8 protein-coding genes are annotated in these 13,307 nt (G+C 66.8%); 3 read left to right on the top strand and 5 right to left on the bottom strand.

Going from position 1 to position 13,307, the window contains the following annotated elements; genetic code table 11:
* Positions 1-101 precede the first annotated feature (101 nt).
* Entirely contained in the window at positions 102-5,342 is a 5,241-nt protein-coding gene (locus AMK58_RS01730) for a RecQ family ATP-dependent DNA helicase (RefSeq protein ID WP_059398528.1), read from the bottom strand.
* Between the two features lie 216 nt (positions 5,343-5,558).
* On the bottom strand, positions 5,559-6,557 hold the full coding sequence (locus AMK58_RS01735) for a uracil-DNA glycosylase family protein (RefSeq protein WP_035683439.1): 999 nt from the start codon (positions 6,555-6,557) through the stop codon (positions 5,559-5,561).
* Between the two features lie 477 nt (positions 6,558-7,034).
* Here AMK58_RS01735 and AMK58_RS01740 point away from each other — a divergent pair, with 477 nt between their 5' ends.
* From AMK58_RS01740 to AMK58_RS01750, 3 genes are all read left to right on the top strand, one after another.
* Positions 7,035-7,817 carry a hypothetical protein gene (locus AMK58_RS01740; RefSeq protein WP_035683438.1) on the top strand — a complete coding sequence of 261 codons (783 nt, stop codon included), beginning with the start codon at positions 7,035-7,037 and terminating at the stop codon, positions 7,815-7,817.
* Between the two features lie 223 nt (positions 7,818-8,040).
* A complete protein-coding gene (locus AMK58_RS01745; RefSeq protein ID WP_104675371.1) occupies positions 8,041-8,331 on the top strand; it encodes a helix-turn-helix domain-containing protein in 291 nt (96 codons plus the stop codon).
* On the top strand, positions 8,328-10,589 hold the full coding sequence (locus tag AMK58_RS01750) for an AAA family ATPase (protein ID WP_079285283.1): 2,262 nt from the start codon (positions 8,328-8,330) through the stop codon (positions 10,587-10,589). Before AMK58_RS01745 ends, AMK58_RS01750 begins: the two co-directional genes overlap by 4 nt.
* An 826-nt stretch (positions 10,590-11,415) precedes the next feature.
* Here AMK58_RS01750 and AMK58_RS01755 read toward each other — a convergent pair.
* The 3 genes from AMK58_RS01755 to AMK58_RS01765 form a co-directional block, all read right to left on the bottom strand.
* On the bottom strand, positions 11,416-12,075 hold the full coding sequence (locus AMK58_RS01755) for a YagK/YfjJ domain-containing protein (protein ID WP_059398530.1): 660 nt from the start codon (positions 12,073-12,075) through the stop codon (positions 11,416-11,418).
* A gap of 366 nt (positions 12,076-12,441) precedes the next feature.
* Positions 12,442-12,708, bottom strand: a complete 267-nt coding sequence (locus tag AMK58_RS01760; protein WP_035683433.1) for a hypothetical protein — start codon at positions 12,706-12,708, stop codon at positions 12,442-12,444.
* 230 nt (positions 12,709-12,938) lie between these two features.
* A complete protein-coding gene (locus tag AMK58_RS01765) occupies positions 12,939-13,274 on the bottom strand; it encodes a hypothetical protein (protein ID WP_059398531.1) in 336 nt (111 codons plus the stop codon).
* Positions 13,275-13,307 lie beyond the last annotated feature (33 nt).

A 13,307-nucleotide genomic window follows, 5' to 3' on the forward strand; every position in this document is an offset into this window, starting at 1 on the left:
AACGTTTGTGCGGTGAGCGGTCCGCCGTCGGAACGGGCGATGACAACAGAGCTGCGTTGACCGTTCGGCTGACGAGCCCGCGATGGGGTACTAAATCGACATCACCGGGCGTCGTCGGTCCAGACTTCGAGCACCGGGATTTCCCACGCGGTGACCTGCATCCGATCGCGCCATTCCTCCGCGGCATCGGTTCGGTAGCGCTTGACCATCGCGAGCACCCGGGCCTTCGCGATGGACGGGGCGAGGCGGGCCCACCGCTCGCTGGCGGCGGTGGACAGACGCGCCACGGTGACGCCGTCCGCGGTCCGCACGCTCACGCGCCGTTGGGTGCCCGCCGGTGCGTCCAGGCTCACCCGATCGCCCGGCCGGAGCGTCGCCAGGGCCTGGTGCGTCCGGTCGCCCGGCGGCAGTCCGCCGGCGAAGCCGATGTAGAGGTCGCTGAGGCCGATGACGTGGCGGCGGCGGTTGAGCAGCGCCGGGTCGGCGCGGTCCGCGGCCTGCGCCTCCGTCCGGTCAAGGTCGAGGCGGTCCAGCAGCGGCAGGTGCGGATGCCCCGCGTCGCCGCGGCGCACCAGGCACAGGGTCTCGCGCCCTCGGGTCATGCCGACGTAGAACAGGCGCCGTTCCTCCTCGGCCTCCTCGCGCGTCGCCGCGTGGCCCCAGCCGCCATCGAGGATGAGGACGTGGCGGAACTCCAGCCCTTTGGCGCCGTGCAGCGTCCCGATGAAGATCCCGCTGCCGGTCGAGCGCTCGCGGCGCCGCTGGGCCAGCGCCTCGTACAGGAACTCGCGCACCCGCTCCGGCTCGGCCGGTGCTCCGCCCTGCCGGACCGCCCATTGATCGAGCAGCTCCGCGACGAGCCGCCACCAGGGGGAGGGGCCCAGGTCGGCCTGCGCGGCCGCGACTTGCGTGCGCAGCCAGGCGTCGGTGATCCGAGCCTTGGCCCGCCCCATCCGCTCCAGCAAAGCCGACACCTCCCGCAGACGGTGCAGCGGAAAGCGCTCCCCGTCGCGATCGTAGGCTGGGGCGCACGGCAGGCCCTCCTGTTCGCACAGGGCGTGGACGGGCATCAGGTCGTGCCGGGTGCGGGCGAGCACGGCCACCGCGCTCCACGCCGTCTCCGGGGCCAGCGTGCGCAGGCGGCGGACCTCGGCGAGTGTCGCGCCGAGCTGGTGGGCCGCGTCGTCCACCGCGAGCCGCCGCACGCGGCCCCGCCCCGCTGGGTCGAGCGCCGCCCAGCGCCCGCCGTCCGGCTGCCCGGCGCGGGCGCCGTCGATGCGGATCGGGTGATCGGGCTTCATACGCTCGGCGTTGGCGGCGATTACCGCGCTGGCGACCGCGATGATGGCGGCGGTGGAGCGGTAGTTCTCCACGAGATGGTGGACCTGCGCGCCGTAATCCTCGCGGAAGCGGCGGATGAAGCCGACGTTGGCGCCGCGGAACCGGTACACGGACTGGTCATCGTCGCCGACCGCCAGCAGGGTGATGCGCGCCTCGGGCTCCTTCTCCTGCCGGCCGGCGATGGTCGAAACGAGGTTGTACTGGTCCTCGTCGATGTCCTGGTATTCGTCGATCAGGATGTAGCGGTAGCGCGCCAGCAGCCGTTCCCGGATCTCCTCCGCGTCGAGGCCGGGGAGATCACGCTCGCCGCGCAGCAGTGCGGTCGCGTCGCGGACAACGCCGTCGAGGCCGCGGCGCGCCGTCGCGTCGGCGCCGCGCTCCACCCGCTCGGCGAAGCTCGCCCCGATCAGCCGCAAGGCGAGCGCGTGGTAGGTGTGGGCGTCCACCCAAGCACCCTCCTCCCCGACCAGATCGCGCAGCCGGCGGCGGACCTCCAGCGCGGCCGTGTGGTTGAAGCAGAGCACCAGGATGGCCCGCGCCGGCACGCGCCGCACGCGCATCAACCAGGCGCAGCGGTGCACGATGACCCGCGTCTTGCCCGACCCGGGCCCGGCCAGCACCAGCAGGTTGCTCCCCGGTGACGCGGTGACGATGGCCTCCTGCGCGGAATTCCGGAGGTCGGTAACGATGCGCGCGAAGGTCTCCGGCGTGACCGGCCGGGCCAGCTCGGTCTTGCGGCCGGGAAAATGCCGGGCGACGAGGCGGTCCTCGGGAAGCGAAAAGTAGTCGGCGGCGAAGGCCAGCGCGCGGCGCGTGTCGGTGAGCCCAAGCCGCGCGAACTCGCCCATCGCGTGGATCTGCAAGGCGCGGCTGCGGTAATGGCGGGCGAGCGGCTCGTGGTCGGCGACGGTGTAGCGCCGCGCGCGCGCCGCCTCGGGCAGGCGCAGCGTCAAGCCCTGGCGGAACACCGACAGCCCGCCCTGCAGGATGATCGCTTTCCAGTCGTGCAGCATCAGCAGCGCCGCTTGCGCGGCGGCGACCGGGTCGGGGCAGTCGGCGGCCAGCAGCAAGTCGGCCCCGACCGCCTCGGCCAGCTCCTCCAGGGTGAAGGGGACGATGGACCGCCCGCCCGTCTCGGCCGCCTTGGCCTTGCCGAGCAGATGGTCCAAAAGGATTCTGGCGACCGCGCTCCGCGTCCGGAAGGCGGCGACCACCGCGCTCCACCCGCCGACCGGAGCCACGCTGTAGCGGCCATGCGCGCGCACCGTGAGGCGCAGCCGCGCCCCGCCGGTGCCGGCGCGTTCCGGCTCGTTCAGCGTCTTCAGCAGGCGCCGCACGAGGTCGGGCTGGGCGTCCACGCAACCGCGGTCCTGCAGCCGCTGGTTGGCCGCGCGCAGTTCCAGCGTGAACGGCGCCTCGTCCGGGTTCTCCTCGCGCAGCAGGTCGAGCAGCGCCTGTCCGATCTCGACCAAGTGCGCGAAGACCCGGCGCGACGCGCTGCTGCCGGCCGGCCGGACGAGCGCGGTCAGCACCGTGCCGCTCTCGATCAAGCCGTGGCGCGCCATCGCGGCGAGGATCGCCTGCACCCGCGCCGTTGCCAGATAGGGGGCGCCGTTGGTTTCCTCGGCCAGCGCCGGCAGGCGGGCCAGCTCGTCCATGGTGAGCGAGCGCTCCTCGCCGGCATCGGCGCCGGCGGCCACCAAGCAGCGAAAGACGGCCATCCACTGCTGGGTGGTCCGCAGCGGCAGCGCGAGCGCAGTGATCGTCTGCCGCGCCTCGTCCACCGACAGGGGCCGCGGCCGGGCGGTGACCACCCAGGTGCGGTTCTCGTTGCGCTCGAGCAAGCCGGCGCGCTCCAGCCAGGACAGCGCGGTCTTCACGTTGGTGTCGGCGTCGCCGTCCTCAGCGTCGAAGCCAAGGTCGAGGTCCGGGTCGGCGATCAGCTCGCCGGTGGTCGCCACCACCTCGGTCCGGCCGAGTGCCTTGGCGAGCCGGCGCGCGCCGCGCAGCACCTGGGCGACGTCGCGGCGGGTCAGCTCGGACAAGGCGGCGAGGCGGAATTGCTTCTCCAGGTCCTCCGGCGTGAACAGCAGGACGCACGTCGCCGGCCGCCGGTCGCGGCCGGCGCGCCCGGCCTCCTGCATGTAGGCCTCCAGCGAGCCCGGCACGTCGGCGTGCACGACGAGCCGCACGCTGTCCTTGTCGATGCCCATGCCGAATGCGTTGGTGGCGCACACCACGCGGATGGTTCCAGCGACGAAGCCCTCCTGCACTTCGAGCTTTTCGGGAGCGCGCAGGCCTGCGTGGTAGGCGGCGGCGTCCCAGCCGCGCGCCGTCAGGTCGTCGCGGATCTCCTCGGTGCGCCGGCGGGTGGCGGCGTAGACCACGGCGCACGCGACCGAATCGCCGCGGGGAAGGTGCCGGGCCAACAGCTCGGCGATGCGGTTGGTCTTGTCCGCCTCGTCAACGGCCTCCACGGCAAAGGCGAGGTTGGGCCGCTCGACGCCGCCGACGAACAGGGCCAGCTCCTGGCCGAGGCGCTCGCGGAAATGCGCGATGATCTCCGCGACCACCTCGTGCTTGGCGGTGGCAGTCAGGCAGGAGACCGGCGGCGGCGGGACGCCCTGGCGTTCGGCCAGTTCCGCGATGAAGCGCGCGGCGTAGAGGTAGTCGGGGCGGAAATCGTGGCCCCACTTGGACAGGCAGTGCGCCTCGTCGAACACCCAGGTGGCGATGTCGCGCTGCGCAAGCGTGCGGGCGACCGACGGGTTGCGCAGCTGCTCAGGCGAGACGTAGAGGACCGCCACGTCGCCCTTGCGCACCCGCTCCATCACGGCGCCGCGTTCCGGCAGCGTGAGCGTGCCGTACAGCGCCGCGGCCGCAGGCCGGCCGGTCTTGGCCTCCAGGTTGTCGACCTGGTCCTTCATCAGCGCCTGCAGCGGCGAGACGACCACGGTCAGAACGCCGGTGCGGCTGTGCCGGGCCAGCGCCGGCACCTGAAAGCACAGCGACTTGCCGGTGCCGGTCGGCAGGACCGCCAGGTGCGGCCGGCCAGCGAGCCCGGCCTCGACGATGCGTTGCTGCAGGCTGCCGCCGTCCGGCGCGGCGGGCTCGGGACGGAACGCGTCGAAGCCGAAGGTCGCCGTCAGCCAGTGCACGGCGTCGAAGGCCGAGCGGCACCAGGGGCACCGCGGGCTGCCGCACGGCGTGTCGCGCAGGTGCGCCAGCAGCCGGGCGGTGTCCGGCCACCGCCGCCGCACCCACGCCGGCACGACCGAGGAGCCGCCGGCGACGGTGAGCCACGCCAAGGCGTAGGCGAAGGCCGGGCGGCCGGCCGCCGCCTCCAGTTGGCGGGCGTCGAGGCGCTCCACGGCGCCGACGCAGACGTCGGCACCGGCGCAGCGCGCCCACACCTCCAGCGCGGCGGCCGGCGTGGGCAGCCCCGGCGCGCCAAGGGCGGCCAGGAGGTCGGCCATGCCCCGCCAGGGATCGTCGCTCCAGGCGAAGCGATGGAAGGCGGCCACCTCCGGCTGGGTGCGCGCGAGGAGGGCGAAGGCAAACAGCTCATCGCGCAAGACGTCGCGGCACAACCGGGCGTCGGCCACCGGGTCGTTCACCGCGTCGTGGACCAGCTTGTAGCCCTTGATCAGCCGGTGGTACGGATTGCCCGGGAAGGCCAGCGGCGACAGCATCAGCGTGTCGACCACCGGCAGCGCCAGAACGCCGAGGCCCGGCACGGCGTCGCGCAGAATCGGCAGGTCGTGGTCCAGGATGTTGTGGCCGGCGATCCGCTCCGCCCCGCGGGCGAACGCGTCGAGCTCCGCCAAGCGGGCAAGCGCGGCCGTGCGGTGCCCCTCCCAGCGGAACACCCGGTCACCCAGCACGGCGCCGACGGCGCGCGGCTGTTCGGCCCGATCGACCTCCACGTCCAGGAACAGCGTCCCGGCGAGGATCGCGTCGGCGGCCTCCCTGGGCGCTGCACGTGTGGGCGTGGTGAGCATGCCTGCGAAGATGCCGTGGATGATGTCCGCCTGTGCTTGAAAGTACGAATGCGCATCGACTTTTAAATGGCTGGGACAGCCGAAGCGCGAAATGGACGGCGGCGCGCTCGGAGGTCGTGGGTGTCGCTACCACGTCAGGGGAGAAACGCACCGCCCAGGCGGCGGAATCGCGGCACCATCATCGGTGAAGGGCGGTGGCGTGCCCGTTTCGCCGGGCTATCCCCGGATCGTGATCTCGATCTGGGCGACGTCGACACCGTACATGGCGGCAAGGCCCTGTTTGGCCTCCACCATCGTCAGAGGGCGGACGCCGCTTGCCGGCTTTTGAGCCACGGGTGAGGCGATGCTCGCAGCGTCGGCCACGCCGCCCCCCTGGGGTGTCCGTTCGGTCGTTTCCATGGCTCCTTCGGGCGCGAAGCCTGTGGGGCTCTGGCGGGGCTCACGGGGTGTTTCTCGCTTCTGGATGAGCCACGGCCGCATGCGCGCCCAGTCGCCCTCCTGGCGCCCTTTGCGGTTCATGTTGGCCTTGCTGCCGCAATGGTACACCGCTCCCAAGGCGATCCCCGGCTCCAGCCAAAACGGCTCGGGCATGGTGACGGCCCGCTCAAAGAGCGTCGGCTTCTGGCCCACCTTGTAAGGGGCCGGAACCGGGGTCGCTGCCGCGGCCTTCCAAAACGCCTCGCCCTTGCCAAAGGCCGAAAGAACCGCGCCCAGAGCCCTCTTGCCGAGCGTGACCACGAGCTTCGGGGCGACGATCGTGATCGTCGGCTTCAGGAAGTTTCGGCCGCAGGTCGCGAAGCACGCTGGGTTTCCCACCCTGTTTGCCGTGGCGTTGCCGGGCTTCAGGCACAGAACGGCGTTGGTGAAGAACGCCACGTTGGGACCGCCCGTTTGCGGCGCCCCGATGGGAACGCCAAGGTGCGCGAGCAGCGCGACAAGAGATTTGTTGGTCTGGAATTTGCCCAAGTCGGCGGGATCGCGGCCTTCGTAATCCTCCAGCGTGTCAACGCCGCCCCAATCCTCACCGACCACCAGCACGTCGGCCGACAGATTGCCTTGCCAGAGGGTCCACGGACCAATCTGGTCGCTGTCGTACCGGCCAGCTTGGTGCCGCGCCGGGTTGGTCAGGTGCGGCGTGCAGGCCGTGCAGGCCTTTCGCCGGAGCACCAAGGCGTCGTAAGCCGCTTGCTTGACGTTTGCGTGCGCCGCCATCATCCAGCCTTCCCGCCGGTGGGGGATGGACCAGCATGCCACCGATCGGTGCCGGCGTCCGCTGCACCGGAGGGGGTAGAACCATGGCGGCGGGTGATCCCGGGCGTCTCCCGGCAGGCGCGCCACACCAAGTGGGGCAAGGGCACACAACGGTCGGTCGCCGCCATGACGAGCCCCAGCCCCCCGGCGCGCTGATCCCGGTCACCCGCATCGCCGCCCGCGGGGCGGTGGCCCGTAGGGCCAGGGTTGGACCGGGAGCACGGGCCGGGGATCCTTGACCAAGGCGGCAGTCGCAGCCTCCGTGGCTTCCATGGAGGAGCCGCCATGGACCAGACCCATCCCAACGCCCGGACCACGCCGGCCGTGCACGCTGCTATCGCTGCTTCCGCGGAGTCCTCTATCCAGAGCATGTGCTTGCCTTGCGGGAATTGCTGATATCCACTGCTCGCAGTGCTAACTCTCAATCCCGGTGGCGAGGCGATGACCCAAAAAATTTATGAGAACCACACTTTTTTTCTGTATGAAAACATCGAAGACAAAGAGTGGGAAAACCTTAATAAGGCAATCCAGAGCTCCCATGGCCCTGGTGCCGTTCTGCCAATGGAAGCCCGCGTTCGAATAGAGGAAGCGGTCAACACTTACCTGCAGGCAATCAAGGGCTACGCTGACGCCAGGTCCGCGCGTGAGCTGAGGGATACGCTCATTTCCATAAGAGATGCTGTCACTAAATTTACGGATAGATTGGAGAAGCTGACTGGGGAGAAATTTGTCGGTCGCCAGATCGGCCCGCACGAGAAAGAGTTGGAAAAGCTTCATGAAAATGAAAAACGGGAAGCTGTTGCGGCTATAAAGAGCGCAGAGAATGCGGAGCTGTTGAGTTTTGCCTTTTGGCAGATTACAAAAGAAGCTCGGGATGAATTCCAGGAGCCTTTCGATTTGCCTGAGTTTTGCCGCAATCTTGATGTTATATACGCTGCGGCGGACTCTCTGGCAGGAAAATACACGAAGAAGACGGGGCGAAGAGCCGATCCATTTTACCCAACTTTGGTTTCTGATCTCATGGACACCTACGCGATATTTTTTGACAATCATCTTCACACGACAAAGTCATACAATTTCATTTATTGCGCGTCCATGATTGCAAAAGACCATTTGGAGGCTCGAGGCCTCTTGGTGGAGGGCGTGGCAGTGCGCGGGTTGTCCCAGACAAGCGTGGTGGATTGGATCAAGACCGTTCGCCGCGAGCGTTACGAAGACGCATAGTGGCCTCGGCCAGAACCCTGGCGTGGACACACAATAACGCCGAGATCAAGTGGGGCGCTGGATCAGCCATGGCGTTCGCTGCCATTGGACGGCCGGCATGAGGCTGCATTCCGCGCCCCCAGCGCCCGTTGAGGGAAAAATCGCCTTACATATTCCCATAGCCACGGGCGGACTTGTGTGAAGAATGGCGTGTCATCGCGAACAGATGACGGAGCCATACACCATGTACAGTTCAAAGGCCGCTTCCCAAGGTCGGATAAAATCAGATCTCTGCAATGGGGTTGGACAGTCGTACCGGGATCTTGATGGAAGCTGCAAAATCGTCGGCCTCGACAAGCCTGCGGTCAGCGTCAAGGAACTCACATCGCTGATACCGATAAGCCGCACGACCATTTACGAATTCATGAAATCCGGCGACCTCAAGGCAACCAAATGTGGCCGCCGTACCTTGTTTCTGGCTGCCGACATCGCTGACTTCCTGTCCCGCCTGCAGAACGGGGAGGTCGGACGATGACGTCGAAAACGGAATCGACCTGGCGTTCGAACCGTGCACCGGTTGCGCAAGAGGACGTCTTCAATCTGGCCATGTGGCTCAAACTGTCGACCGGGTTGGGGCTTCAGCACCTCATGCTTGAGCGAACTCATATCCTTTCGCATGATGCCCGCGAGGCCGTCTATCGGCTCGGCCCCGTGTGCATCCGCCGACATTGGCGCCGGCCAAGCATTTACGGAGATCCGATTGCGCCCGGTTCCTGGGAAGTCCGGGCGCCGAATGGCATCCCGCAATGCAGTGGAGGAACCCCGCTGGACCTCGCCACCTTCCTGCGAAGCCTGCCCATGTGGGCGGCATCCCAGGACGTTGCATTTCAACGCGAGATCGCGGCCCAGTTCTCCCCCAACGCCTCACTTCAGGAAACCACCTCCGAGGTGGCTCGGCGCCTCGGCATGGACGCTGAGAACCCCACCATTCGGCTCGACCCGGTGCGCCGCGGCTGGACCCAAGCGGAGTTTGCGTCGAAATCGAGCCCCGATATCGACCTCGTTGGCTTCGATTCCTGCGCCCCTTGGCCTGGCAAGAGCGTCGGGTGCGCGCCGTTTGTTGGGATCCCCCACACAATCTTTTATCTGCGGGATGAGCGGGGCCGCCTCCAACAGGTGATTGCCGAGTGGACTGTAAGGTCCACGAGCGGCCTGCTTCTGCCGTTCACCCTGTCGTTCACGCTGTGTCGGAAGGATGAGGATCCTCCGGCCCAGGCTTGGCAAATCCTTCGCTCCAACACCCGCGTGTGCCCCTTCGGCATCGAAAAAGCTCTCCGCCATTCCACGATGGTTGTTGTCATCGCCGACAATCTTGCCTTGGCCGACAGCATGAACGCGCGTCTGTGCGACGCGTCCGGAGTTCCCTCCGCGGTGGCCGTAGCTTGGCCGAAGGCGGTGGCGGGCACGCGCCCCGAGCACACGAACTGGCGCGCGCTGGCCGGGCGGCATGCCCTGGTTCTAACGTGGAGGAGCGAAGAAGGGGTGCGCGATGCACTCGATGTGCACGACGAACTCCTCGCCGCCGGTGCAGCCCGGATTTTGTTCCTTTTTCAGGAACCGTCGTCGGCGCAAAGCGTGGTCGACCCGGGCTCCCTGCTGTCCACGCGCACGATTGGCATTAATGAACTGCGTGACATTGCCGCCACGCAGTTCGGGATGAACCGTGCCGATGAGGGACCTCGCGTTGAGGCTTGGCACTTCAATGATCCGTTGCCGCTCGTTTCCTCGGAGTATTTGCTCGACGGCGTGGTAATGCCGGGACAGGTGGCGCTCCTCTACGGACCGGCGGGGGTCGGGAAAACCCAGTTCGCAACGGTGCTGAGCACTCTGGTGGCCGGCGGCCTCTCGTTGCCCGGCGATCGTTTGTGCGCCCCAAAGCCGCGCCGGGTGCTGTTCATCGGGACGGAGATGGAACTCGCCATCGCCCACCGGTTTAAAGACGTGTGGGCATCCATTGGGTCCGCTGACGTCACCCCGCCCATCAGCCTGTACCCGCCGCCCGGCGGTGGGCCTGCGGAGTTCAACCTTATGTCCGAGGACGCGTGGCGTGTCCTTGAGCCTCTGGTCGAGGAGGCGGACCTGGTGGTGATCGACCATCTGACCAACGCCACCAACGGCCGGAACGACGAGCCGCGTTGGCGCCAGATTAAGAGTAGGCTCGAGCCTCTCAAGCGGCGCGGCAAGGCCGTCTTGCTGCTGCACCACGCGGGCAAGGACGGCAAGCAGCGCGGCACCAGCCAGATCGAAGCCGACGTGGACGTCGTCTTGCGCTTGGAAGCGCTTCCCGACGCCCGCAACGGGGTGCTGGTCACGTTTGAAAAACACCGCGACGACGCGACCTATGGCAAATCGATGGCGTCGTTCCGCCTGTACTGGGATCGCGACGAGGAGACCGGGCGTTCCCGGTGGTGGACTGTTCTTCCGGAAGATGAGCAGCACAAGCCGTGGGTCGCCTGCCCGAACCCTTCCGAAAGCCGCCTCAATGACGCCTACCTTACTCGCTTCGAACACCGCGCCGGTGTCATCCTTCGCCGCCTCGCGGAATGCCACCTGCGCAGGGGCTCTGGAGTGACCATCTCGGAGATCGTCGATACGCTACAGGTATCGGCGTCCACCGCAAGGTCGGTACTCAAACCGCTTGAGACTGCGGAGATGGTGCTCAAGGAGGGGAGTGGGCGGGGAACACGCTATCGTCTGTCGGCGACTGCGGAAAAGGACATCATCCTCCGTTGATACAATCGGGGGCAAGCGCCGGCGCGCTGCGGAGCGTGCTGGCGCGCTCGCCACTCCAGTCACGGTGGATGTCGACCGCGTTCCGAAAGTTCGTATGCGTCAGGGCGCCACGCCGGCGCGGGCGCGCGCCAATCAGAAGATCGCTCAACCGTATGAAGGGCCATCAAGCGGTCGGGTTGATGCCACCGAGCGTCACCTGCAGATCGTGATCCATGCCGAGGGTGCAGCCGTCCGTCGACTTTGTGGGCCGGTTGGTTGGCGGCGTGTTTCCGCCCAGAACCAACGCTCGAACGCCCAAAAACTCCGCCGAAGCGCCCAAAATAGGGCCGTCGCCGCGCGCAAATCGCCCAAACTGTGCGCAAGCGCGGGGATCGGAATCGGTTTATTCTTTTTTTGTCAATGGCTTACGGCGAGTTCCCTCGACGCGCCGTCGCGCGCCCGTGCCGGAACGCCAAGGCCTCGCTTCTGACGCTGTCCGGCTTAAGAAATTTGCACCATGCGGCCGCGTGTTCGCGGCCACAGGCGCGGTGTATGCCGGGGCGCCGAAGGCACGGCTTGAGTAGCCTTAGCTTGCGGAACCCCAACTGAGACGTGGCCGGCGCCCCGCCGAAAGGAGTTCTGACTCAGGTGGGCGTACCGAACCGCGGTGCGGTCGGCGGGGTGCGGCCGTCCGCATACGCGGAGTGCCGTGAGCATCTCCAACACCGGATCAGATTCTGACGTTGTTTCACGACGAAAGGACTGTCCGACGATAACCGCGGGATGCCTCTTCCGCTCGTGCCGGGGAGGGAGCCCAACCGCCGACCACAGATGGGCTGAATCTGCTTCACCAAGAAAGCGTGCTGCCATTCATTCCGTTGAGCGCTGGCAAGACGCAGTGGGTCGGCGGGGTGATGATCCCGACCGGCAGACGCGACGCGCTGAACTCGCGCACGCGGTAGGGTGCGCTGCCTTTCGTGACCTCCTTGGCGAGATACGACGCCCAGCCCCAAGCGGCGGTGTAGGCCTGCTGAAACGCATGCTGCTGGGCGATGAGGTCGGCCCCGGCCGCCGTCCCGGAGACGCGCCGGATCATTATGCCCCAGTTCCCACTGTTTCCTCCGTCCATTGGGCGGCATTGCTGGACCAGCGCACGCGGCCCGTTCGTGATGTCCGACCACACCTCCGCCGCCTTGTTCCAGACGCCCATGGGGTGCTGGACCTTGGAGCCGTTCAGCAGCACCACCACGTGATAGTGTGGCGCGTCGCTGCTGTCCTGCTCGCGCGCCCAGATGTAATGAAGCGTGATGTCTTGGGCTTTGTAGTGCGCCTTCAAGCTCTTCATGAACTGCGACATCTCAGTGTTCCGGCCCACATGGCCGGTCCCCAGAGGAAACCGCACGTCGAAGCGAACGAAGAGAACCTTGCAATGATGTGCCAGCATGAAATCCAATCGCTGTTTGATGCAGCTGAGGATCTCTGGGTCGTAGGTGTAGGTTATGTACATGAAGTTCTCCAAGATTATGCTATGAGGCTTCTTTGCCTATAGCATAATAGGTACCTATTTAATATATTACTTATAACCCATTATTGTATGTAATAAAATCCCTGCGTTTATCGAGGAAATTACGCGGAAAGTGACCGTGATATCGGGGAGGGATTTTTCCGCGAATTAACTTGTTGCATTTCCAAAAAGCGTAGATCACTTGAAGTGGCGACGTCCTTGAGCGCCAAGGAACACGCCTTTTGCGCAACAGCTCAGCGCAAGCGGGCGCTTTCGCGCCCGCCCGTCGTGGCTTAGTCACTTGGCAGCGGCTTGGCTACGGCTTGCGACATCGGGCAGTGGCCCTGCCCAACCTCGAACAAAGGCAGTTCAAGCCGCATCTTTCAGCCGCCCCTCCCGGTCGGCGGACGGGATGATCTCTGCCGAGTCTTTCCGGTGCAGCGACACGACGACGCCGACGATGGCGCAGGCCAAGCCGGTAACCGCCGCCGTCCCGAGAATGTTGGCGACGCTTTTACCGACCAGGACGGCGCTTACCGCCCCGCAGACGGCACCGACACCGCCCAGGGCTGCGATGGTTTTCGGTTCGACGCCATAGCTGGATGGTCTCTTCAAGGTTCCATTGTCTTCAGTCATGGTTCTCGATTCCTCATTGCAGGCGGAGCGAAAGCGAGTCGGCGCTCCGGTGAGTTCTGCTTGCTGCGGGGAGCCCAGCGGCTGCTGGCGCCACCGGAAGCACTGCTCGTGCCTTTCAATGCACGGAGATGCCATCGTCGGCACCAGGGCAGACGCGCGGCGCGGTTCTGCGGCGCCGTGGATACCGATTGTCGAGGCGGATACGCGGCGCCCGCCATACAACGGGGCGCTCAGGCGTCGCCGGCGTACTGCGTGACTGTGATCGTCAGCAGACGGTAGCTGGTGTCCGGATCGGGGGTGTCGACCAGCGCCGGCAATTGATCGTCCGTCGGCACGGTGAGACTCCACGCCAGCTTGAGGCGGCCGTGCAAGATGACGCCGGCAATGTTGGCGGTGGCGAAGCCGGCGGCGCAGAACTGGGCGTGGTCGGCGAGCTTGTGCAGAGCGGCGGGCAGGCTGGTGTCGGCAACGGTGAGCACGCCGCTAACCAGCCAGACGGTGGGGCCGCGGCCGGCGGACGGACGGCGGGCGGTGGTGGGGGTGGGCCGGGGCGGTTCCTCGGTCATGGGGCAGTCCTGCGGTGGTGGAGGGAGGCGCCG

Origin of the sequence: Azospirillum brasilense, from assembly GCF_001315015.1 — a bacterium.
Lineage (GTDB): Bacteria > Pseudomonadota > Alphaproteobacteria > Azospirillales > Azospirillaceae > Azospirillum > Azospirillum brasilense.